The organism is Vibrio sp. S12_S33 (assembly GCF_963889785.1).
Lineage (GTDB): Bacteria > Pseudomonadota > Gammaproteobacteria > Enterobacterales > Vibrionaceae > Vibrio > Vibrio aestuarianus.
Genome location: NZ_CAWPQZ010000003.1, coordinates 1 through 23729, shown reverse-complemented (window position 1 = coordinate 23729; position 23729 = coordinate 1). Strand labels below are relative to the sequence as shown.

Genomic DNA, 23729 nt, shown 5'->3' with positions numbered 1-23729 from the left:
ATAATTCAAAGTGAAAGTACGGCCACGACCTTAATAGTCATAAGACTCTGCCGCATGATTGACTCATGGTACGAACAAATAATAAAAAGGGATTCCATCATAAATTGCGCCACAAACAAATGTAAATAGTTATCACTAACGCCTCTTTAATGCAATAACTTGTGAATCATCAACAGATACTCCACGCCGCTTAAGAGTGAATGGACTTATCTTTTTTGATTTGTTGTAACTGAGTCAAAAACTTGATCCATCCTTTGGCCGCTTGTGAAGGCTGAATAATTTCTGCTTGTTTCGCTTGGTACAGCGCCGTATCCAGTTGATTGAGTTTATACAGCGCTTGTACACGAACTAATGCAACATCAGCCTGCTTCTCTTTTGTTGTGATCTTATCTAGCGCTACTAATGCTTGGTTGTATTGCCCTTGTTGGTTATACAGCACTGCAACTTGCCAAAAGTACTTATTATCAAATTGAGCGGCAATCAACCAAGTTTCTATGGCACTTTGCCATTCTCTGGCTTGTTGCCAATACGTTGCTTGCTCTGTGATTAATGACACATCGCTATTGATATCAGGCAGAGTTTGCATCGTTTTCGCGGCACGTTCTGGAATGCCATTTTGCGCATAAAGTTGCGCTAATAGATGTGTATCTTTCTCTGATAACTCAACACCTTGCAGCTTGGCTAGCGCTAAACTATTAAGCGCTTGGCGTCGCTGATCTAAACGCAGGTGCAATCCTACTAATTGACGCCACCAATTTGATTTATTCGGCTCCAAAGCAATCAAATTTTTCAGAGTTGGAATAGCCTCTTTCCATTGTTCAAGCTGAAGTTGCGCCCCAAGCTTAAGAGAGAGTGGCGTTTTGCTATTCATTGCGGCTAGGTTTTGATATTGATCTAACGCCTTTAGCACCTTACGCCATTGAGCTAATTGGTAATGAGTCTGAGCAATACGCAACCATAATAGTGGTGCGCTTTGTGAGTCTGGAACATTTTTAACTAATTGATAATAATGTGGTAGTGCTTGTTCAAATTGACCTTCATTAACATATAAATCAGCCAACATACGCTCGGTTGTCCACGTTTGTTGGTCGTTAAGTTCACCACTTTCAACCGCATATTTTATTTGGGAAATAGCTTGCTGTGTTTGGTTATTTTGCCAATAAAAAACGCCTAACATACGCGCGATAAAAGCTTTGTCGTAGCTTCTCGAACTCTCTAAATGGCGCAGTTCATCTATCGCTTGTATGAGCTTTTCTTGTTGTGCAAGTTGCTGTGCTTTTTGTACTTTTATCGCTGTTATTGGGCTTAATTCACTGGCATTTAGGGCTAGCGATACAATAAACAACGGCAAGCTAATGAAAAGTCGTTTTATCATTTGGCGATTTTAAACTCCACCGTTACAGTTTGCCCATTTTGTGATATGGCTTGTCCATCGACAATTTGCGGCTGATATTTCCATTTTGTCACTGCTTGTATCGCTTCCCGCTCAAACATCCTCACTGGCTTTGCTTCCACGACTTTAATATTGGTCGCTTTGCCCATCTCATCGATGCTAAAACTCAATGTAACAAACCCTTCTACACCACGTTTAAGTGCCTTGGCGGGATAAACAGGCTCAACACGGTACAGCGGCATTGCCTGTTGATTGCTCCCAAAATCACCAAAAATTGGGGCGCTGATTGCGACACCATTTAAGCTATTATCAAGTCCAAAAGCCGGTAAAGCGTTGATTGAGATTGTCTCTACTACCGCAGTTTTTGCTTGCGTCACTGAAGATTTAGGTGGTGGTTCTGGGGCTTTTAACGGTTCAGGCAAACTGCGCTGACGGCGCTGAAGATCCTGCTCTTGCTCGACCATAACCATTGTAAAACTAAGCGCCGCATTAGGTTCCGTGGTTCGTTGATGACCGTTATCTATCATCCATGACATAAAACTAAACAGTGCTAGTGAAATAATGCCAGCAAAAGGTAATGCAATGAGTAATCGTAGCATCAGCGTTTTTCCGCAGCCAATGCGATGCTTTTTACTCCAGCACCTTTTGCCGCATCCATTACCTTCACAACCGTGCCATTGTAAGCATGTTCGTCAGCTTGAATGACCAGTGAAGCATCAGGTTGCTCTAATAGTAGATGTTCTAGTGTTGCTTCAACTCGTTCAACATCAATCAGACGTTTATCTATGTAAATATCGTTTGCCGCATTAATTGCGACGAAAATACCCGCGTCTTTTTGACTCACCGCATGTGAAGCTTGCGGTCGATTCACTTCAACGCCAGATTCTCGAACAAATGAACTGGTAACAATAAAGAAAATCAACATAATAAAAACAATATCGAGCATCGAGGTTAAATCGATTTGCGATTCATCATTTTTCTGGTGGCGTCTGCCTAATCTCATCGCAAACTCCTTAAAGATTTTTTCAATTTTAGTTCAAGCAGATGGCACGCTTTTGCTAAACGAGCATGAACAAACACACCGACTAATGCTGCAACCATACCAGCCATAGTTGGTAACGTGGCCAATGAAATACCCGAAGCCATTAATTTAGGATCACTACTGCCTTGGTTTGCCATAACATCAAACACCGAAATCATCCCAGTTACGGTACCAAGCAAACCAAGCATTGGGCATAGAGTGACAAGCAGTTTTATCATATTGAGATTTTGGCGCAGTAGGCATTGTGCTTGCCCTAACCACCCATCGCGAATGGCGTGAGCATACCATGAATGGTGATCGACTCGCTGATGCCATTCAGCTAACCACGTTTTACGAAGTTTGGGAAAAGCAAATATTATAAACAACACTCGCTCAACAATAAGTAGCCAATATAAAGCCACTACACCCGCTAACCACCAAAGTACGACACCGCCTTGTTGCATAAATTGCTGCAATGTCACAAGCCAATCATTGGCTAACAAAGCACTTGGCAATACGCTGCTCATTACGCTGCAACCTCGGCTGCGGCAGGATTAATAGACAAGCAGTCTTGCTCAGCTTGCTCTGCAACCAAACCAATACCTTGTTTTTCCAATATAGTGTGAATGTTTTCAGCCTGAGAGCTCAAGATATTGTGTGCCAACAGCAATGGCATCGCCGCGATCAAACCAAGCACAGTCGTTACTAGTGCCATAGAAATGCCTCCCGCCATCACTTTCGGATCCCCATTACCAAACTGGGTGATCACCTGGAAGGTTTCAATCATTCCTGTTACGGTTCCCAGCAATCCGAGCATAGGAGCAATCGCTGCCAACAATTTTAGCATCGATAAACCTTGTTCAAGATGAGCTTGCTCGTCGACTACCGCTTCTAATAGACGAAGTTCTAACGCTTCTACACTGCGATTTTGTTCTTTGTTATAGACAGTTAGTACTCGCCCCAAAGGGTTATTGCCGATTTTCTGTGGATCTTTTAATTGCGCTTTGATCTTATGATGAGTAATGAACAACACCGAACCACGATAAAGCGCAATCAGCAGCCCGATCACTAACAGTGCTAAAATAATATTACCCACTGCTCCACCAGCTTGTAAGCGTTCCATCAATGTCGGCACTTGCGCGAGTTGCTCTAGCATCACTCCACGTGATGGATCCACAATCAACATTTGTACATGGCTACCTGCCATGTTGGTCAAGGTAGGGGTATTTTCGGGTTGTTTAGCGTAGCTTGTCGCCACCTGTTTATCACTATTCCATTTCATATAACCTTGCTCTGATACAAGGCCAAAAGTACCGATGCGATAAGCTGGAATGGATTTAGTGACACCGTCACCATCAATAAAATCAACGTCAACACGACTAAGCTCACCACTTGCGATGATCTGCTCGTTAAAACTGCGCCACAATCCGGTCAATTGTGTCATCGAAGGTAATGATTTTGCCGCAACAATTTCATCAACTTGTGCTGTGTGCTGATGCCGATCAACAGCGGTAATGGATTGCTGCAACTCGCTACTCAATGATTTGGCATTTTGACGTACCACACCAAATAACTCGCCCAAACTACCTGTTTCTAAACGTAACTGCTCTTCTAATCTAGCTAAGGTGTTTTCGTTATCACCAAACTGTTTACTGAGCAGGTCAGCCTGTGCTTGCAATGCCTTACGTTGAGTTTCTAAGTCCTGCTTAATCGCACGCAATTGTTGCTCTGTCTGTTTAAAACTCGCTTCTCGCTGAATATTATGAGTTTGCTGCTTCTGGTTTTCCTGTTTAGCACTAGCCACTAACTCAGCATTAGCAAAAGCATGTAATGAAAGCAGAGCAAAAACGAGCGAAGAAATTTTTAATAACTTGTTCATTTTATTGCTCCTGTTTCTGGTTAAGTGAAACAGGCACCGTCATTAAGTTTGGTGTTATCAGGCTGCTTGCCATTTTGAATGCATTATCTAACTCACTGTATGCGTTTGTATCCACTGAATTCCACTGTTGAGACTGTTGATCCCAAGCCCAATAATGTTTGCCATTGAAGCTTCTCGCTACCAAAGATATACGCCCAACGTATAAAATATCAGCTTCAATAGTTTCAGCGGAATTCAAAGTGATCGAACCTTGGTAAGCACCAAGTTTAGTCCCGTAATCAATTTCAATTTGGTAAGCCTCAAGAATTCGACGATATTTTTCAGCGTCACTGACATCGGCTCTGGTCATCATCGTTTGAAGTTTTTCTATGCGTTCCAAACGTTGTCCACGTTTTAGTGGTCGATCACTTTCAACGATAATGCGCAACCCATCAATCATTTTGTACATCAAAGGGACTATCCCCTGACGTGTTAGTTTTATCTCTTCAATTTGATGAGCAAGACTTTGAGTTTCTTGATTTTGGCTTTCAACCAATGACGCTAAATGATTACGGTAAATGGTGATATTTTTTACGTCTTCTTTAAGTTGATCAATTTCAGCTTGCAGTTGCAAAGCCTGTTGTGAACTGTGATTAATACTCTTCTGACTAAGGGCAGACATTGAGTTGGTGCTATTTTGAATTGCATTAGCATCGCTTAACGTTGAAGCATTTGCGCCGAGCAAGCTTGTGGTTGCGACAAAGAGCAAACTTATTTTAAAAGGATTCATAGACGTTATTTATTACCATCAAAGCAGTGCGTGCGATTTTATTGATAAAAGCTCTCATTATCAACAGGAATTGCGTTCTATCGATCTTTTACCATTCAAACAACAGTATACCGCGCTAACTTCTTCAGCAGGTTATAAAAGTCTATTTTTGGAAGTGAAGCTAGCCCAATATCAGGCTAGTTTACTAGATTTCCGCATCAGGCTGACTTTCAGGTTCTGCTGCGATAAAAGCAGGATGAGCTCTAAGATTGGCGGTTATGCGCTCAATGTTAGGGAACTGGCTAATATCAAGACTAAACCGTTCAGCGTTATACACTTGGGGAACTAGACAGACATCGACGAGGCTTATTTGATCACCAACGCAATGAGTCCCCGCCAATTGTGCCAGTTTCTTCTCTAATCCGTGAAAACCAGTCTGGATCCAGTGCCTATACCAATCACTTTTCTGTGAGTCACTCACGCCCAATTCAGCGGTTAAATACTGCAATACCCGCAAATTATTAAGCGGATGAATATCTATAGCGATATCTTGAGCCAGTGATTTAACCAGATATTTTTCTTTGCCAGACTCAGGGATTAAACGAATGTCAGGATATACATCATCAAGATATTCGATAATTGTTAGCGATTGGTTGATACATAGTTCGCCATCTGCAAGTACTGGGATCAATTCGCTAGGGTTAAGCGTACTGAACTCCGGAGAATGCTGAACTCCACCACTTTTGACAAGGTGAATAGGAACTTGCTTGTAGGTTAATTTTTTCAAATTAAGCGCAATTCTTACTCGATACGCAGCCGAAGAACGCCAGTATCCATACAATTTTATGTCTGCCATTAATATTTCACCACTTTCTGTTCTATGCTGCCAAACAAGCTATTGCCATGTTTATCTCGCATTTCTAATTTGATGGTGTCACCAAATTTCATAAACTCCGTGCTAGGTTTACCATCTCGAATCGTTTCAATCATCCGTACTTCGGCAATGCAGGAGTAACCAACCCCACCCTCTTCAATAGAGGTTCCGTAGTCCGTTCCTTGCTTGTTCGATACCGTACCAGAACCGATGATCGTACCTGAACAGAGTGGACGAGTTTTTGCCGCATGGGCAATCAATTGTGGAAATTCAAAGGTCATATCAACGCCTGCATTAGGACAACCAAATGCACGACCATTATAAGTAGAAAGTAGAGGTAAATTGAGTTTGCCCCCGTCCCAATGTTCAGCCAATTCATCGGGCGTGACTGCTACTGGTGAAAACGCAGATGACGGCTTCGATTGGAAGAAACCAAAACCTTTGGCCAATTCTTGAGGAATTAATCCCCGCAGCGACACATCATTCACCAGCATTACTAAGCGAATAGCCTGGGCCGACTCGTCTGCTGTCGCACCCATCGGCACATCGTTTGTAATCACAGCGACTTCCGCTTCAAAGTCTATTCCCCACTCTTCACTGGCCATTTTAATCTCATCACGCGGGCCTAAAAATGTATCTGAACCACCCTGATACATAAGTGGATCACTCCAAAAACTGTCTGGGATCTCAGCACCACGCGCTTTTCTGACTAACTCGACATGATTAATGTAGGCCGAACCGTCGGCCCATTGATAAGCACGTGGAAGTGGTGAATGGCATAATGTTGGATCAAACGTTATTTCATGCAGTAATTTACCCTCGTTTAGAGCAGTGTAAACTTCGTGCAACATCGGTTCAAAGTGATGCCAACGGTCCAATGCTTGCTGAAGATTTTCTGCTATATCAGGCACCGCAACACATTTTGTTAACTCTTTGTTGACTACCACCAGCAGACCATCTCGCGTGTTATTTTTGAGCGTTGCTAATTTCATTTTATCTCCCTACTCTTGCGTCGTTTTCCAACTGTAGACATAGTGCTTATTTTCCACTAACTGCGCTGCGTCACTAAATTGCAATGCATGACGAGTATCAATCATCACCGCGACTTCGTCTGTGAATTTTTTCTTATATTCTTGTCCTGCTTTAAACGCTTTCGGATGCGGTCCATGCGTAAACCCTGCCGGATGAAACGTAACCATACCTGCTTCAATGTTGTCGCGACTGAAAAAATCACCAGCGTGATAAAACAGCACTTCATCGTAGTCATCATTGTTATGGTAAAACGGCACCTTCAATGCTCCGGGGTCACTTTCAATCGGACGCGGAACAAATGTACATACCACAAAACCTTGTCCAACGAAGGTCGTGTGGGCGGACGGAGGTAAATGGTAGCGGTGCGACATTAAGGGACGAATATCTCGCCAATTCAGTTTGACTACCGCGAGATCACCATGCCAGCCAATGGCATCTAAAGGATTAAATGGATAAGTAATCACGCTCACTTTTTCGTGACGCTTTAGCTCTACTTGCGTGCTCTGCTCTGAATACTGAGCTCTAAACTGCTCATTGATTGAAGGGACTTCTAACACCGCCGGGTCAAAGATTGCATGATTTCCGACCAGTCCTTTTTCTGGCAGAGAATACGCTGCATCGGTATTTTCTATCATCAGAATAAACATTGGTTCGCTCGGAGCTAAACGCCAATTAGTGCCACGAGGGATCACAACATAGTCCCCTTCGGTGACATTTAAATGCCCATAGTCACAATATAAATCCGCTTTACCTTGATGGATGAAAAGCAGTTCATCACCATCAGCGTTACGAACTAGATGGGTCATGGCTTGTGCTACTTTCCAGACACGTACTTTGCAGTTGGCGTTGTGTAAAAGATGGGGCACATCCCAAGGAGAAGATTTCTCTGCCTGTTCGACATGGTTAAAGTTGAATGCTCTTGGTCTTAACTCACCTTGCCATTCAACCCAACCAGTCGGTGCATGTTGATGATGAAAGTGTGCCGCCGGGCCAAAAAAGCCACTGCGTCCGGCTTCTCTTTCGTATATTGCATGTTGCGGAAAATCGGCGTGTGCTTGTTTAGAGCACACCCCTTCTCGATGAGGGAATGTGATCCATTTATGCATCGCTTAGTACTCCTCGGCGAATTTGGTCTTCTTCAATCGATTCAAACAGTGCTTTGAAATTCCCTTCCCCAAATCCTTCATTACCCTTACGTTGAATGATTTCAAAAAAGACCGGACCAATGACGGTTTGAGTAAAGATTTGCAACAAGATGCCATCTTTCATTGGTGCGCCATCAATCAAAATACGCAGATCTTTCAACTGTTCAACATCTTCTTGGTGCCCTTCGACCCGCTCATTGACTTTCTCATAATAGGTATCTGGGGTTGGCATGAAATCCATACCACGTTCACGCAGTGTGTTCACTGTGGCGTAAATATCATCTGTCGCTAAGGCAATATGCTGAATACCTTCACCATTATATTCGCGGATAAATTCTTCTATCTGTGATTTATCGTCTGAAGATTCGTTAATAGGAATGCGGATTTTGCCACATGGTGCTGTCATTGCTCGACTCACTAACCCTGTCAGCTTGCCTTCAATATCGAAATAACGGATTTCTCTGAAATTACCAATACGCTCATAGAAACCAGACCACACATCCATGTGCCCCTGTTTTACATTATGCGTTAAGTGGTCTATTTCATATAAGCCAACATTCGCGGTTGCTACGCGCTCAACGGCATCGAGATAAAACTTGAAATCCACATCGTAAATACTTTGGCTGCCATAGCGATCCACAAAATAGAGTAAGCTATCGCCAATTCCGTAAATAGCTGGAATACTGAGCTCCATTGGCCCAATCTGAGTTTTGTATTCTTTGCCACCATTGGCTAACGCATGTTCCATCGCAAGGCTAGCATCTGCAACACGAAATGCCATACCACAAACTGAAGGTCCATGCTCACGAGCAAACGACTCTGCTTGACTATGCGGTTGAGCGTTAACAATGAAATTGATGTCTCCTTGGCGGTATAACCAAGCTTGTTTGGAGCGATGCTTTGCTATTTCGGCAAAGCCTAATGACATAAATAGCGCTTTTAATTGCTTGATCCCTGCTTGGTTTGCGGCTGTATATTCCACAAACTCAAAACCATCAGTACCTAGTGGGTTATAGATTGCTGCCATCTTTTTTACTCCCTCAGTGCACGAGCCTTACCATGCTTTAAAAATTTATCTATGTTTTGATAAGCGATTTAAAGAAAATGACGCAATTTTTGGCAAAAAGAAATGACTGAGCGGAAAACGGTGCAGCTACCTCACCCGCCACAAAATGTAATTGAATTGTTACACCAAAAAAGTGAGCACTCATAAGGATTATGATGCTCAGGAAAAATATAACACGCACCAATATAAAACTCGTAAATACAAATAGTTAAATGGAATCAACTCTATAATAAAAAGCTAGCCAATTTTGAGAGATAGAGTATTCCAACAATTACAATGTAACACTATTGTTACAATTGCGGTAATTAGCGCAATGACTCTATTAAAAATAACTTTCTTTTTGAGAGCAACTTAAGGGAGATGCTAATTGTCGAAAATCAAACCATCACCTGCTCTTCAAAACGTGGGGTTAGGCACACCGATATCAGTCATCGCGTATCGGCAAATGGCTTGAATACAAGAGAATTCTTACTTGATTTAGAAGGTAATCCTGACAATCGCACCTTAATTGTGGTCGATGTAGACAAGAACAACTCCCAACGTAGTGCTGTGTCCATCATGGATAGGAATTACGTTTCCGCTCGCTTGGGACATGGATCTGATAAGCGTATAAAAACGGTTGTTGTGAAGTTAGGTGAACTATACTACCCAGCAAATAAAAAATTTGTCAGTCAAAATCCAAGTCAAATTGTCAAATCAAGCCGTTACGATTTTTCCCTAATGGTTGAAGCTAGTTCTAATTTTGTTGATTCAAGGGTTATTTTTAGCTTCCTCGGTGCTATTCCGGTCTCTTTGGTAATATCAATATTGATTTTCATATTTTTTCAATTTTTCAATGGTTTAGTAAACGAAACTCGTTAGTTGATGATTTAAAAAGAGCACTAGCCAATAAAGAGTTGTTTTTGATGTATCAACCGATCATTTCTAGTGACGATCATTCTATTATCGGTGCAGAAGCTTTGATTCGTTGGGTGCATCCAAACCTTTGATTTATTCGACCAGATACCTTTATTCCTTTAGCTGAAGAGCATGGGTTAATTAATCAAATTACCGATTACGTAATTGAAAACGCTTTTGAAGATTGGAGTACGATCACCGTCCAAGATAAGTTCCACCTAGGGGTCAATGTTCCTCCTTCATACCTTCTCAATGATCTTTGTTTACAACGACTTGAACAATACGGTCGAGCTTTTAATGACATCAATATCAATTTTGATATCGAAATCACTGAAAGACAGTTACTGGATGAACAAGGGCAAAAAGCCGTAGAAGAAGTCCGAAAATTAGGTATTCAAGTTTTCATCGATGATTTTGGTACCGGACATACCACTCTTTCTGTGTTGCAAAATATCACTTTTGATTGCCTCAAGATCGATAAATGTTTTGTTGATACTATTGGACTACAATCTGTTAACGCACCCATTTTGAATGCCATCATAGACCTCGCGCATAGTTTAAATATCACAATTATTGCTGAAGGGGTCGAGATAGAAGAACAAGCCCGTTACTTAGCAGCAAAAGGGGTACAATTTCAGCAAGGTTACTATTTTCATCACCCACTGATGCTTGCAGATATTCATCTAAAGATGGACCAATAGACTTTCATACAAAAAAGTTAGTGACTTAGCTAAAACAGATAAACCCGCTCAATATCAGGGATTAGACGGTTTGATTTTATCGGTATTTTTTGATTTACCTCAGCATCTTGACCCTGTAACACGCGATAAGGTATCGCTTCTGTTCCCTACAAGGTAAGACACAATGAATTCCATAAATGAGCAACGTTTGGTTGAGCACTTCTTTGATTTGATCAAAATTGATAGTGAATCGGGTAATGAAAAACAAATTGCTGAAACCTTAGCAACACAGCTTGAAGAGTTAGGTTTTAACGTTCATAAGCTTGCAGTGCCAGAGCAAGTTTCGAATGGCTTCAATATTTATGCTCGCTTGGAAGGCCAAATAAACGACAGTGTCGTATTAAGCTGCCATATGGATACCGTAAAGCCCGGCATGAGCATTACACCGATTATCGACAATGGCATTATTCGCTCTCAAGGCGATACCATTTTAGGTGGCGATGATAAATCAGGTATTGCTGCTATTATCGAGGCCATTCGCTGTATTCAAGCTGAAAATCTGCAGCACAAAACTATTGAAATTGCCTTTACGGTTCATGAAGAAGGTGGTCTTCAAGGCTCAAAACAATTCGATATGACGAACATTCAATCAACGAAAGCCATTGTGTTAGATACTGGCGGTCCAATCGGCACTATAGTAAAAGCCGCACCAGGCCAACAAAAGATTGTAGCGACAATCAAAGGCAAACCTGCTCATGCAGGCCTTGCTCCTGAAGAAGGGATCAGCGCGATCATGGTTGCCGCTGACGCTATTACTCAAATGAAGTTGTTACGCATTGATGAAGAAACCACGGCCAACATCGGTATTGTTCAAGGTGGTGGCGCAACCAATATTGTCATGCCAGACATTAAAATTGTCGCAGAAGCACGTTCATTGAATGATGACAAACTGAGCCAACAAGTTGAACACATGGTTTCAACTTTCCAAACGACGGCAGATAAACACGGTGCACAAGTCGAGATTGAATCAACACGCGCTTATAATGCTTTTGTTTTGGATGAAGATCATCCGCACATTGTAGCGATCAAAAACACCTTCCATTCTATTGATATTGAACCTAAAACTAAGCGTACTGGCGGCGGTAGTGACGCCAACAACTTCAACGAAAAAGGGTTAACAACAGTCAATCTTTCAACTGGCATGGCAAAAGTTCATACTACTGAAGAGTACATTGCAGTTGCTGACATGGTTAAAATAGCCCAGTTCGTAAAAGCATATTTAACGGCATAAAACAAAAAAGCGCCTCTATTTTCGGAGGCGCTTTTCTTTATACATAGACAAAAAATTAAACTTACAAGCCGATACCTTCTGTTAAAACTTTTATCTGCTCTAGATCCATGCGGTGTACTTGTATCATTTGGTCAATTTGACTGATACGAGAATTCGCAGCATCTTGCTTATCACAAGCATCTGATTTAGCATCCCAAGATTTACCTTCCAAGTAAGCGTCACAGTCAGACTTCAGTAACTTCAACTTTGGAGTAATGGTCTGTTTCTCTTTCTCTAGCGCTTCAAGCTCTTGTTTAATTTTTAGCTCACGTTGGAAAAGTTCACGTGAACGTTCAAACATGGTCGCTTGCATATCCGCCTGGCGATTGAGCTTACTATTGCTTTGAGCAACCTCTACTAGCTTTTCTTTCTCATCATTGAGTTTCGCTTGTAGCAACTTATTTTCTGATTCCAGTTTTTTATATTTTTCTTGGAATTGATTCAATAGTTCTTGATGCTGTGAATTCTGTTCATCCAATGCTCGTTGTATTTTAGTCTCAACTTCAGCGTCAACTGCTGCCACTTTCAACTCAACCGTTTCGACTAATTGTGTTTTGTCTTCATTAAGTTGCTGATATTTTTCTTCCAATTGACTATAGCTTTTTTGCCATTTATTAGTGGTGATACTTGAACCTATCAGGCCGCCTAGTGCCAAACCTAATACTCCCGCCAATGCGAGATAAACGTAAGTGCGTTTATCTCGTTCTTCAATGACTACTACATCCTCTTGTTCGTCAATGTCAGTATGTTTATCCACTCTTTTACTCCTCTATAAACATCAGCGGGTTAATTCAGCAATTACAATTGAAGCGGTGTAGATTACAAAAGCAGACAGTAAGGTAATAACAACACCTTTCTGCAATTTTTCATTAGTGCGAAAACGCACTAAAATGAACGCCAAAGCGATCAATACAACGATGGTTATTAGTCGTGTCATAGCACTATTCCTCCAGCGTATTTTATACCATTTATAGCATGTCAAAGGTCAGAGAAAAGTAGAACAATCGACAAGTTGCGTAAACTTTCACCTTAATCGTTTTTCATTGTTACTCATTGGATAAATCGATTGGACAACAATTCACCGATCAATATAAAAATGAGACTAAAGCCACAATTTATCTTGTTTTGCAAACTTCTTTATGTAACATATCGTGCCTTGACGGTAAGCACTGCTTGCCGTCAGTTCCGATGAAGACTGCAGGAGAGAGGCTAGTTCATTCTTAACTGAATAAACTAACCCACCGAAGAAGTAAATCTTTCAGGTGCTAATGTTCTATTTACAGAACAAGCGAGGACTGTAGTTGGAGGAACCTCTGGAGAGAACCGTTGAATCGGTCGCCGAAGGAGCAAACCCTGTCATAGGGTGAAACTCTCAGGCAAAAGGACAGAGGAGTGGAAAGCTATAATTTTAAATAGGTATTGTCTATTCAATACCTATCGTGTTCTATTTGATCACTACCCTTTCCCTCTTCTCCTTAACTGTTGTTTTATTAAGGGGAATTCATGAACAACCTGCAATCTATACTTGAAACTGTTGATAGCTTTATTTGGGGACCACCACTTCTTATTTTATTAGTGGGTACTGGTGTCTATTTTACCTTTCGTTTGGGACTTATTCAGTTTCGCCACCTTCCAACGGCACTAAAAATGGTCTTTAGCAAAGATAAGTCATCGGATAAACAAGGTGATGTATCAAGCTTTGCTGCGCTTTGCACAGCATTATCCGCCACTATCGGTACCGGTAATATTGTTGGTGTCGCAACCGCAATTAAACTAGGCGGTCCGGGTGCACTGTTTTGGATGTGGCTGGCGGCACTATTTGGTATGGCAACAAAATATGCAGAATGCTTGCTCGCGGTAAAATATCGTAAAGTCGATGACAAAGGGCAAATGGTTGGCGGCCCAATGTACTATTTACAATATGGTGTTGGTTCGAAAACACTAGCTGTTCTATTTGCTCTGTTTGCAATTGGCGTGGCGTGCTTTGGTATCGGCACTTTCCCACAAGTAAACGCCATTTTGGACGCCACTGAAATCTCATTTGGTGTATCTCGCGAAATTTCAGCTGTAGTTCTGACGCTTTTAGTCGCCTTTGTCACCGTTGGTGGTATTAAATCGATTGCTAACGTGGCAGGTAAAATCGTACCGGCAATGGCACTATTCTATATTGTTGCCTGTTTAAGTGTGATTGTGAGCAACAGTGATAAACTGCTAGATGCAATCAGCCTTGTCATTACCTCTGCATTTACCTCAACCGCTGCTACTGGTGGTTTTTTAGGGGCGAGTATCATGCTTGCTATTCAATCAGGTATCGCGCGCGGTGTCTTTTCAAATGAATCTGGACTTGGCAGTGCGCCAATGGCTGCTGCCGCTGCGAAAACAGACTCTTGTGTAAAACAGGGGTTAATTTCGATGACGGGTACGTTCTTTGACACCATTATCATCTGTACGATGACAGGCCTTGCATTAATACTTACCGGAGCATGGCAAAGCGATTTTTCTGGTGCAGCGATGACCACTTACGCATTTGCTGTTGGTTTAAATGCTCAAACATTAGGACCAATGCTTGTCTCTATCGGTTTGATGTTTTTTGCTTTCACTACGATTTTGGGCTGGAACTACTATGGTGAACGTTGCGTGGTATTCCTATTCGGCACAAAAGCGGTTTTGCCTTATAAAGTGATATTTATCGGTTTAGTTGCATCTGGCGCTTTCTTGCATCTGGATATGATTTGGATCATTGCAGATATCGTTAACGGGTTAATGGCCATTCCAAATCTCATTGGTTTAATTGCCTTACGCCACGTCGTGATGGAAGAAACGAAACTGTTCTTTGAAAAACAACCTTCAAACGCTGTGAATACCGTTCAGACACAATATTAAATCGACACCGCAGATAGGTATTCAACAGCCCTATCTGCGGTTTAATGACATATGTTTTTGCTTACGTATCTGTTTATCTAAGCAAGAGTGGGACCAATTTAACACTGCTAAAATAATAATTGAAATAGGCACTTCAAGATCTAACGCTATCCCCCCAAGAAACAGCAATACACACACCAAAACAACCGTACAAATAAGTAAAATATTCACATCATCTCCCACAACTTCCTACCGAGTAGCACATGCGGGTATTTATACTTCATATTTAAGGACGTTATTTCAGGGAAATGTCAGCGCAAATTTATTGAGAAAAAACCTACAACCCTATTTATTGAATTGTTTCTTTCTCAAGTAACAATTTGAGACCCAGGCCGATAAGTACAACACCGGTTGTACCTTCCATCCATTTCATAAAGGATGCATTTTTAAGTAGATTCTTTGCAGAGCTTAGTGCACCCGCTAACCCACACTGCCAAACCATGGCAATAACAAAGTGAACAGCGGCCATAAATAATGACTGAAATAATGGAGAAGACTCTGGATTAATAAACTGAGGTAAAAATGCCAAGTAGAATACCGCAGTTTTAGGGTTAAGCACATTCGATAGAAAGCCCTCACGCAATGAACGAGAGAGTTTGAGCTCGCCGTGAGAAACGGTGGAGATATTCATCCCTTGCCCATTTTTTAACAGAGCTTTTAAGCTAGAAAGCCCTAGCCAAATCAAATAAGCAGCACCGATCATTTTCACGAAATGAAATAGCTCTGCGGATTGTGCCAAGATCGCTGAAATACCTACCGCCGAAAACGTGGCATGAACGAAAAGACCGCTGCAGATACCTAAACTAGTGACGCATCCATCACTAAAACCAGCGCGAGAGGTATTACGAATAACCAATGCGGTGTCTAGCCCTGGTGTTAAGGTTAAGATGGTAATGGCAACTAAAAATGCCTCAAAGTTTTGGATATACATACCTATCCCTGTATGAAAAATAATGCGGTCAGTTGTTCTTTTTATACCTGAGCATTTGATTGATGTCTTTAAGAGTTTTGCAGCAGATAAGAAAAAACCCGATAAAATCGGGCTGTTTCCGTGTCTAATGATGACTACAACAAAATCACCAGAGCAGATTTTTATCCAGCAAGTAATTTACTTTCAATTCAATTGGATAATTTTTTCACTAGAGTACACCTTATTCACCTTATCCCAAGGGATCGGGTCAATTGATACACCTGCGTCTTTTGCGCGTTGGTGAATACGCCCTAAATAAGAAGCCTCTTTATAGGTGTCTGCTGTAAAACCGTTGCTATCACGATCCATGACTTTATCTGGTGCTAATTCGGCTAAATAGACGGTCTCGCCACAACCTCTTAGCCAAACTTTGGCTTGCCCATTTGGCAGTAACCCAAATACAAAGTCCGTGCGATAGCAGGGATTGACAACAAAACCATTAGCTCGAGTATAGCTGTCTTGTTTTGCCATAAGTTGCTTTATAGACTCTGGCACAATATATTTCGTGACATAAAATTGAGTATTTACTAGCGAAACCCAATATAAATAAACACTATCTGGCAAGTGATTCGTACCACCTATTTGGTATCGACTTGTTATACTTATGGCATGAAGAGGAAGACCAAAACCATCATAGTTAGGTAGCTTTTTACGCGCGTTACTTAACTCACTATTACTAAAAGATTGCGGTGTAAAACTATGCAGCAATGATGTCCAATTTTCATTTTCATTTACCCCATACGCCTGAGTAACTTTAACAGGGTAAAAAGAGGGCATAGCGATGCTAACGCTCCATAGCGCCTCCGGTATCGACCCAGCATACGATGAGCAAGCATTCAACAATGCCGTGATCAACAAAACAGATACACTTTTGAAATACATTTTACGTTCTGATCAAAGGTTGTTAATTAAGAGATTTGATCTCTTCCATTGAATACACCTTATTCACCTTATCCCAAGGGATCGGGTCAATTGATACACCGGCGTCTTTTGCGCGTTGGTGAATACGTTCCAGTGAAGAACCTGGCTGCTTATACTTCTCTACCCCAAAACCATGGCTATCACGATCCATAACTTTATCTGGTGCTAATTCGGTTAAATAGATAATTTCACCACAACCTCTTAGCCAAACCTTAGCTTGCCCATTGGGCAGTAAACCAAACACGAATTCGGTACGATAACAAACATTACCCAATGAACCATCTCTATTTTGGTAAAGACTTTTTTGCGCCATCAAACTTTTCACATCTTCAGATACAGTATATTTGGTCACGTAAAACTGAGTGTTAATAAGTGAAACCCAATACAAGTAAAGAGCATCGGGTGGTAGCTTAATTTGTACTACCTGCTTTTTCTGGTTCATTGCATAATCTTGGATTGGTAATCCGAAGCCATCGTATTCATGAAATCGTTTGTTGATATTCTCGAATGCACTAATCCTCATAAACTGAGAAAAAGTATGTAAAGGGGATGTCCAATCTTGCGCATCGTTCACCCCATAGGCTTGAGTAACACTGACAGGATAAAAAGTGGGCATAGAGATACTGACACTCCATGGCGTCTCCGGTATCGACCCAGCATACGATGAGCAAGCATTCAACAATGCCGTGATCAACAAAACAGATACACTTTTGAAATACATTTTACGTTCTGATCAAAGGTTGTTAATTAAGAGATTTGATCTCTTCCATTGAATACACCTTATTGACCTTATCCCAAGGGATCGGGTCAATTGATACACCTGCGTCTTTTGCGCGTTGGTGAATACGTTCCAGTGAAGAACCTGGCTGCTTATACTTCTCTACCCCAAAACCATGGCTATCACGATCCATAACTTTATCTGGTGCTAATTCGGTTAAATAGATAATTTCACCACAACCTCTTAGCCAAACCTTAGCTTGCCCATTGGGCAGTAAACCAAACACGAATTCGGTACGATAACAAACATTACCCAATGAACCATCTCTATTTTGGTAAAGACTTTTTTGCGCCATCAAACTTTTCACATCTTCAGATACAGTATATTTGGTCACGTAAAACTGAGTGTTAATAAGTGAAACCCAATACAAATAAAGAGTATCGGGTGGTAGCTTAATTCGCATTACCTGATCACCTCGTCGATTCATTGCGAAGGGGTGTATTGGTAATCCAAAACCATCATAGTCAGGAAGTTCTTTTTTGATATTTTCAAATGCACTGATCCTCATAAACTGAGAAAATGCATGTAAAGGGGATGTCCAATCTTGCGCCTCGTTTACCCCATAGGCTTGAGTAACACTGACAGGATAAAAAGTGGGCATAGAGACGCTAACACTCCATGCCTTCTCTGGTATTGGCCCCGCATAAGATGAGCAGGCATTTAATAATACCGTGATCAACAAAACAGATATACTTTTCAAATACATTTTACGTTCTGATCAAAGATTGTTAATTAAGAGATTTGATCTCTTCCATTGAATACACCTTATTGACCTTATCCCAAGGGATCGGGTCAATTAATACACCTGCGTCTTCTGCACGTTTGTGAATACGTTCCAGTGAAGAACCTGGCTGCTTATACTTCTCTACCCCAAAACCATGGCTATCACGATCCATAACTTTATCTGGTGCTAATTCGGTTAAATAGATAATTTCACCACAACCTCTTAGCCAAACCTTAGCTTGCCCATTGGGCAGTAAACCAAACACGAATTCAGTACGATAACAAACATTACCCAATGAACCATCTCTATTTTGGTAAAGACTTTTTTGCCCCATCAAACTTTTCACATCTTCAGATACAGTATATTTAGTCACATAAAACTGAGTGTTAATAAGTGAAACCCAGTATAAGTAAAGACTATCTGGTGGCAATTTAATCTTTACAACTTGCTCACCCTGCGTATTCATAGCAAAACTATGTACAGGCAATCCAAAACCATCATATTCAGGTAACCAACCTTGAACATTTTTTAGATCACTGATTCTCATAAACTGAGAAAAAGTATGTAAGGGAGATGTCCAGTTTTGCGCCTCATTCACTCCATAGGCCTGAGTCACTCTAACAGGATAAAAAGAGGGCATAGCGACGCTAACACTCCATGCTCTATCTGGTATTGGCCCTGCATAAGATGAGCAAGCACTTAACAATATCGTGATCAGCAAAACAGATATACTTTTAAAATACATTTTACGTTCTGATCAAAGGTTGTTAATTAAGAGATTTGATCTCTTCCATTGAATACACCTTATTCACCTTATCCCAAGGGATCGGGTCAATTGATACACCTGCGTCTTTTGCGCGTTGTTGTATATCATTTAGTAAAGAACCCTGTTTATATCTTTCTTCATCAAACCCATTACTATCACGATCCAATATTCTATCCGGTCCCAGCTCAGCTAAATAGATGATTTCACCACAGCCTCTTAGCCAAACCTTGGCTTGTCCATTGGGCAGTAAACCGAACACGAATTCGGTACGATAACAAACATTACCCAATGAACCATCTCTATTTTGGTAAAGACTTTTTTGCGCCATCAAACTTTTCACATCTTCAGATACAGTATATTTGGTCACGTAAAACTGAGTGTTAATAAGTGAAACCCAATACAAATAAAGAGTATCGGGTGGTAGCTTAATTCGCATTACCTGATCACCTCGTCGATTCATTGCGAAGGGGTGTATTGGTAATCCAAAACCATCATAGTCAGGAAGTTCTTTTTTGATATTTTCAAATGCACTGATCCTCATAAACTGAGAAAATGCATGTAAAGGGGATGTCCAATCTTGCGCCTCGTTTACCCCATAGGCTTGAGTAACACTGACAGGATAAAAAGTGGGCATAGAGACGCTAACACTCCATGGCGTCTCTGGTATCGACCCAGCATACGAGGAGCAAGCATTCAGCAATGCCGCAATTAGCAAAACAGATATACTTTTGAAATACATTTTACTTTCCTTTTTCGCATGGGTAACTGGCGCGCTTATAGCAGCCTTGACTTTCATCCCACAGCGGTTTGAGTGCAAAACTATCATCAGATGAATGGTGAAATAAGTTTAACTGCATCAACTCTTGTTTACATTTTTCATCAAACTCACTCTCTAACTTGGCATACTGTCCTTGCTTTGCCATATCCAGTACTTTTTGATTGAAAGCCTTAAAGCTGACAGCTAAACCATTTGTGCTTTGCTCTGGAAAATCTCTTACTGTGTAATAAATCGCATAAGGATCCGGAACATGCCAAATTTTGCCATTATAATCCTCAAGAGGAGCCCCGTGAAACTCAGCTAAACCATACATTAATCTGAGGTATAAACGGGAGAGTTCACCTTCCACCTTACGCTGTATATAAAGGCGACCTACCACTCTGCCGCCCTCTTTTTTACCATGATTAATAAACTCAATTTGTGGCTCTGTGTAATCACTCTCCTGCCAGCCGGTAGCTAAATCACGCCGTTTATACTCAGTCAGTTTTTTTCTCACGTATTGCTCGGCGCGATCCTTATCCCAGCGGTCAGAGAAAGAGCGACTAACACGCTTTACCAACTTTTTTTCTAAGATCGGCAAGAGATAATCACTCTTGTTGTAGCTTAGGCGTGAATGATAACCGCCACCAATATCGGAATGGGCTCCGGGAAGAACAAATTCATGAAAATGCGCAGCCGAATCAACAGAGTTAAGATGGTTAAGGCTGAAGTTATAGCGACACTCAATGCTAGGATCGGCGGTTAAGTGAACTGCACGCCTAACGCGCTGAGGATCAAGCCATAGCCTCACATCACCGTTGTCATAATGAGTTGAAAAATCAAAAGAGAGTAGGTCAACCACAGAAGCGACGGTATCAAATAGGCCAGCAAAAGTAATCTCGCAGCTGGCTTTTGCCTCATCTGCTTCATTCCAATCAAACCCATAAGCTAAGGGAACACCGAGTTTTTGGCACACCTTGCTAAACGTTTGAGCAAACTCACCCTGTTCACCATCTAAAACCACATTGATAAAGTGCCTTGCGGCGGCGGCTCCACGACTAAAGCCAAATACATCAAACTGCAACTTATTAAAACCGTCAACGATATTCGGCTGTGCGTTAGCGAAGGTAGATTTTAGTTCCATAATTGACGTTGAAAGCTGCTCTATGGAAGTACTAACTTTAGCGGTCACACCATATTTACCAATCCCTGCACCTTGTCCAAAAATTTCCGATTCATCAGCTGGAGCAATATTTGTGCTATTTCCCGTACCAATCCCGGTCATATATTCAGAAATAAAATAGATGTCTTTATCGTTAGAAAATTCTTTATTTATATAACGCTCAAATAATTTCTGCACATTGGTCAACTCATTAGCAGCACTGCCTGCCACTGTTTCTACTTCACCTGCATCATTTTTTAATAACGAGATGAAGAAATTGTCTTTTTTGGGATAATCAAAACACTCACTCGATAAGTGAGTAGCAGGAATGTCGTTTTTAAGCCGCCCTGTTTTTCTGGAAATAATATCGCAATCAACGTTGTATTTCATTTTCCACGTTTGATAGTAATTTTCTAACTGAGTTTTCCCCCATTGCGCACTGTAGCTATTATTGGCCGTACCATCAAAAAACATACCTACGCGCAATGTAATAAAGTTAAATCCTCTCACTTTAAGAACATAACTTTTATCTGTCAGTAAATTACAAGCATCCGCTTGACCTTTTTGGTGCCTTAAGGGTAGAGCTTGTTCTGGCGTTAATTCGGTTAGATCGCCAGTGGTTACACTTAGAAAACTAGCACTATTCCCTAAATGGTCTTGGTATTGCTTGGCAAAATCCAAAGTAGGGTCGGCTTCATTATTGGGTGTTCTCAGTTTACCCTGAGACTCTCTTAACCATTGTTCAGCATCGAGAGTGAGCGTCACCGGGCCGGGGGCAAGCGTTTTCAGCAAGATAGGCGCTTCACCTAATACGACGGGAAATTCATGCTTTGCCGAGTCAGTAATAATACCAGTGACTCCTTTAAATGGCTTATTGAACTCATCACGGATGATAATTTCAATCCAATGCGTTCGATTTTCACACGGTGCACAGAAAGGGCTAACTCCTGTCGTACTTCTCATTGCCAGCTCTCCTTAATGGCTTTTAACTCTTTGAGTTCATCCGATGTTAAATGTAAATGGTGAGACAAATCATCAAGCGCGGTATCGGTCGCAGTGACGATCGCAACTAACGCATGCTGCTCTGCAACATCGTGGTCATACTGCTTGTCTAATGCTGATTGCAGAGCGGCGAGTATTATCTGCTGCGGTGCTTCCAAGAGTTGTAAAAGATGCGGCAGTAGCTCCCACCAACGCCTTTCTAAAGAGTGCGCATGAACATTTACATTGTACAAAGGCGCTAGGTGATGAGGTAACATCTTCCACCAGATTTCCTGCTTGAGCGTAAATTCCGCGCGTGATGTATTGGTAAAGGTAATGAGAGCGTCTTCTTCATGGTGATCAATCGCCACTAATTGATTAATATTGCCTAAAAATTGATTTATCTCGGCCTCATCCATCGCGCCTAACATGGGAAGAATTACTTCACAGTCATAAAAGCGAAACAACACTTCTTCACCATCCAACGCCGCTATCAATAAACTTCTCAGGTGGGCGATAACGCCATTTTCTGATACCCGACTAGAAAGCCCTAAACCTTGGTTAACCATTTTATTTGGCAACTGTAAAATAGAGGCTGATACAGGAATTAGCCACGGTGACAGTGACATCACAGAGTCAAACATCGCACCATAAAACACAGGTATGGCACCATCAAATCCAAAACCACCATTTTGCGCTACAGCAAGCTTGTGAAGTTTATGATCAACCAACCAATATTGATGTTCTGGCTGTTCTTCAAACCACGATTTCAACATTAGGCATCTCCTGCTAATGGACATACTTTTACGGCTGGCATTCGCGCTTCTTCAGATCGCAATAGAGCTTGGTAAGAGATAGTTTGTGGTGGTGCTGGTGACTTTTGCAGTTCAAGTTCACCGGGTAATAACGGTAAATCACCACTCAAACCACTGCCATTGCCAGCACTTCCGCCTGAGTTTAAATTAACGCCCGCCCCAGAAAGATGGACACCAGCAGGATCCACTTTAACAAAACTTCCACCGGCTTTTACCGTAATTTCAGAGCCCGCTTCTATGACAACTTTTTGCCCAGCTTTAATATGGATTTCATCACCCGCTTCATTAACCCATACTTGGCCCGACTTTACATGTAAGGAACCATTAATGATCAACGTTCGGTTTCCTTGAACGGCTTCGCGACTCTCACCACCCACCGTTAAGTGTTGGTTATTTTTGATATGGCTGAACTGGTCGTTATCCACCGTCAGGTGGCTATCGTGTTTGATGTGACTGGTGGCGTCATTGAGCACCAGTGCTTCATAGTCTTTTTGCGCGTGCAGGTAAATTTTCTCTTGCGCCGCTTGGTCTTCAAAGCTCAGCTCATTAAACCCTTCACCTTGGTGGGTTTCACTGCGCAGCACGGTTTTGGTTTTGTTGTCTGGCAGTGTGTAGGGTGCTTTGTTGCTGGCATGGTAGGTGCGGCCTGTGACTATCGGTTGGTCTGGGTCGCCATTTAAAAACGACACTATCACTTCATGACCAATTCTTGGGATAGCCATCATCCCGTATTGGCTGCCGGCCCATCCTTGTGACACTCGCACCCAGCATGAGCTGTGCTCATCGCCGTTTGAATATCTATCCCACGGGAAATGCAGTTTGACGCGGCCATGTTCGTCACAGAAAATTTCTTCACCATCAGGCCCCA

The 23729-nt window shown here is 41.7% G+C and carries 25 protein-coding genes, 1 pseudogene and 1 riboswitch; of the genes and pseudogenes, 4 read left to right on the top strand and 22 right to left on the bottom strand.

The window, feature by feature from the left end:
- Positions 1-190 precede the first annotated feature (190 nt).
- The 10 genes from AACW06_RS02135 to hppD form a co-directional block, all read right to left on the bottom strand.
- A complete protein-coding gene (locus AACW06_RS02135) occupies positions 191-1375 on the bottom strand; it encodes a tetratricopeptide repeat protein (RefSeq protein WP_192073796.1) in 1185 nt (394 codons plus the stop codon).
- Positions 1372-1992, bottom strand: coding sequence for an energy transducer TonB (locus AACW06_RS02130; protein ID WP_192073795.1), 621 nt, complete (start codon positions 1990-1992; stop codon positions 1372-1374). The genes AACW06_RS02135 and AACW06_RS02130 overlap by 4 nt, the downstream gene beginning before the upstream one ends.
- On the bottom strand, positions 1992-2396 hold the full coding sequence (locus AACW06_RS02125; RefSeq protein ID WP_168522148.1) for an ExbD/TolR family protein: 405 nt from the start codon (positions 2394-2396) through the stop codon (positions 1992-1994). The genes AACW06_RS02130 and AACW06_RS02125 overlap by 1 nt, the downstream gene beginning before the upstream one ends.
- Complete coding sequence (locus AACW06_RS02120; RefSeq protein ID WP_192073794.1) at positions 2393-2941, bottom strand: MotA/TolQ/ExbB proton channel family protein; 549 nt, start codon at positions 2939-2941, stop codon at positions 2393-2395. The genes AACW06_RS02125 and AACW06_RS02120 overlap by 4 nt, the downstream gene beginning before the upstream one ends.
- Complete coding sequence (locus AACW06_RS02115) at positions 2941-4293, bottom strand: MotA/TolQ/ExbB proton channel family protein (protein WP_192073793.1); 1353 nt, start codon at positions 4291-4293, stop codon at positions 2941-2943. Before AACW06_RS02115 ends, AACW06_RS02120 begins: the two co-directional genes overlap by 1 nt.
- A gap of 1 nt (position 4294) precedes the next feature.
- On the bottom strand, positions 4295-5062 hold the full coding sequence (locus AACW06_RS02110) for a DUF3450 domain-containing protein (protein ID WP_192073792.1): 768 nt from the start codon (positions 5060-5062) through the stop codon (positions 4295-4297).
- Positions 5063-5246: 184 nt separating this feature from the next.
- Positions 5247-5897, bottom strand: a complete 651-nt coding sequence (maiA, locus tag AACW06_RS02105; RefSeq protein ID WP_192073791.1) for a maleylacetoacetate isomerase — start codon at positions 5895-5897, stop codon at positions 5247-5249.
- Positions 5897-6907 carry a fumarylacetoacetate hydrolase family protein gene (locus AACW06_RS02100; protein ID WP_192073790.1) on the bottom strand — a complete coding sequence of 337 codons (1011 nt, stop codon included), beginning with the start codon at positions 6905-6907 and terminating at the stop codon, positions 5897-5899. The genes maiA and AACW06_RS02100 overlap by 1 nt, the downstream gene beginning before the upstream one ends.
- 9 nt (positions 6908-6916) lie before the next feature.
- A complete protein-coding gene (locus AACW06_RS02095) occupies positions 6917-8053 on the bottom strand; it encodes a homogentisate 1,2-dioxygenase (protein ID WP_192073789.1) in 1137 nt (378 codons plus the stop codon).
- On the bottom strand, positions 8046-9119 hold the full coding sequence (gene hppD, locus AACW06_RS02090) for a 4-hydroxyphenylpyruvate dioxygenase (protein WP_192073788.1): 1074 nt from the start codon (positions 9117-9119) through the stop codon (positions 8046-8048). The genes AACW06_RS02095 and hppD overlap by 8 nt, the downstream gene beginning before the upstream one ends.
- 360 nt (positions 9120-9479) lie before the next feature.
- On the opposite strand from hppD, the gene AACW06_RS02085 reads away from it, so the two are divergent.
- From AACW06_RS02085 to AACW06_RS02075, 3 genes and pseudogenes are all read left to right on the top strand, one after another.
- A complete protein-coding gene (locus AACW06_RS02085; RefSeq protein WP_337923145.1) occupies positions 9480-10019 on the top strand; it encodes a CSS-motif domain-containing protein in 540 nt (179 codons plus the stop codon).
- A pseudogene (locus AACW06_RS02080) lies at positions 9959-10756 on the top strand (EAL domain-containing protein). The gene AACW06_RS02085 and the pseudogene AACW06_RS02080 overlap by 61 nt, the downstream one beginning before the upstream one ends.
- 163 nt (positions 10757-10919) lie before the next feature.
- Positions 10920-12026, top strand: a complete 1107-nt coding sequence (locus tag AACW06_RS02075) for a M20/M25/M40 family metallo-hydrolase (protein WP_192073785.1) — start codon at positions 10920-10922, stop codon at positions 12024-12026.
- Between the two features lie 61 nt (positions 12027-12087).
- On the opposite strand, the gene AACW06_RS02070 is transcribed toward AACW06_RS02075, so the two are convergent.
- The gene (locus tag AACW06_RS02070; protein ID WP_192073784.1) at positions 12088-12822 is read right to left on the bottom strand and encodes a chromosome partitioning protein ParA; all 735 of its coding nucleotides are present in this window, start codon (positions 12820-12822) and stop codon (positions 12088-12090) included.
- Between the two features lie 21 nt (positions 12823-12843).
- The gene (locus AACW06_RS02065; RefSeq protein WP_168522127.1) at positions 12844-13002 is read right to left on the bottom strand and encodes a hypothetical protein; all 159 of its coding nucleotides are present in this window, start codon (positions 13000-13002) and stop codon (positions 12844-12846) included.
- Between the two features lie 366 nt (positions 13003-13368).
- Positions 13369-13463: riboswitch (glycine riboswitch) on the top strand.
- A 105-nt stretch (positions 13464-13568) separates the two neighbouring features.
- Here AACW06_RS02065 and AACW06_RS02060 point away from each other — a divergent pair.
- Positions 13569-14948, top strand: coding sequence for an alanine/glycine:cation symporter family protein (locus AACW06_RS02060; RefSeq protein ID WP_171981497.1), 1380 nt, complete (start codon positions 13569-13571; stop codon positions 14946-14948).
- 30 nt (positions 14949-14978) lie between these two features.
- Here AACW06_RS02060 and AACW06_RS02055 read toward each other — a convergent pair whose 3' ends face one another.
- The 10 genes from AACW06_RS02055 to AACW06_RS02010 all read right to left on the bottom strand — a co-directional run.
- Complete coding sequence (locus tag AACW06_RS02055) at positions 14979-15158, bottom strand: hypothetical protein (protein WP_192073783.1); 180 nt, start codon at positions 15156-15158, stop codon at positions 14979-14981.
- Positions 15159-15276: 118 nt separating this feature from the next.
- Positions 15277-15918 (bottom strand): LysE family translocator, encoded by a 642-nt coding sequence (locus AACW06_RS02050; protein WP_192073782.1) that lies wholly within the window; start codon positions 15916-15918, stop codon positions 15277-15279.
- Positions 15919-16101: 183 nt separating this feature from the next.
- Complete coding sequence (locus AACW06_RS02045) at positions 16102-16839, bottom strand: DUF2931 family protein (RefSeq protein WP_192073781.1); 738 nt, start codon at positions 16837-16839, stop codon at positions 16102-16104.
- Positions 16840-16861: 22 nt separating this feature from the next.
- Positions 16862-17599 (bottom strand): DUF2931 family protein, encoded by a 738-nt coding sequence (locus AACW06_RS02040; RefSeq protein WP_192073780.1) that lies wholly within the window; start codon positions 17597-17599, stop codon positions 16862-16864.
- Positions 17600-17621: 22 nt separating this feature from the next.
- Entirely contained in the window at positions 17622-18362 is a 741-nt protein-coding gene (locus tag AACW06_RS02035; RefSeq protein ID WP_192073779.1) for a DUF2931 family protein, read from the bottom strand.
- Between the two features lie 22 nt (positions 18363-18384).
- The gene (locus tag AACW06_RS02030; protein ID WP_192073778.1) at positions 18385-19125 is read right to left on the bottom strand and encodes a DUF2931 family protein; all 741 of its coding nucleotides are present in this window, start codon (positions 19123-19125) and stop codon (positions 18385-18387) included.
- A gap of 22 nt (positions 19126-19147) precedes the next feature.
- Complete coding sequence (locus AACW06_RS02025; protein WP_192073777.1) at positions 19148-19885, bottom strand: DUF2931 family protein; 738 nt, start codon at positions 19883-19885, stop codon at positions 19148-19150.
- Position 19886: 1 nt separating this feature from the next.
- Positions 19887-22028 (bottom strand): phospholipase effector Tle1 domain-containing protein, encoded by a 2142-nt coding sequence (locus AACW06_RS02020; RefSeq protein ID WP_192073776.1) that lies wholly within the window; start codon positions 22026-22028, stop codon positions 19887-19889.
- Positions 22025-22822 (bottom strand): DUF4123 domain-containing protein, encoded by a 798-nt coding sequence (locus AACW06_RS02015; protein ID WP_238336616.1) that lies wholly within the window; start codon positions 22820-22822, stop codon positions 22025-22027. The genes AACW06_RS02020 and AACW06_RS02015 overlap by 4 nt, the downstream gene beginning before the upstream one ends.
- Positions 22822-23729 (bottom strand): type VI secretion system Vgr family protein (locus AACW06_RS02010; protein WP_192073774.1); only part of this gene is annotated, 908 nt, incomplete at its 5' end. The genes AACW06_RS02015 and AACW06_RS02010, both read right to left, overlap by 1 nt.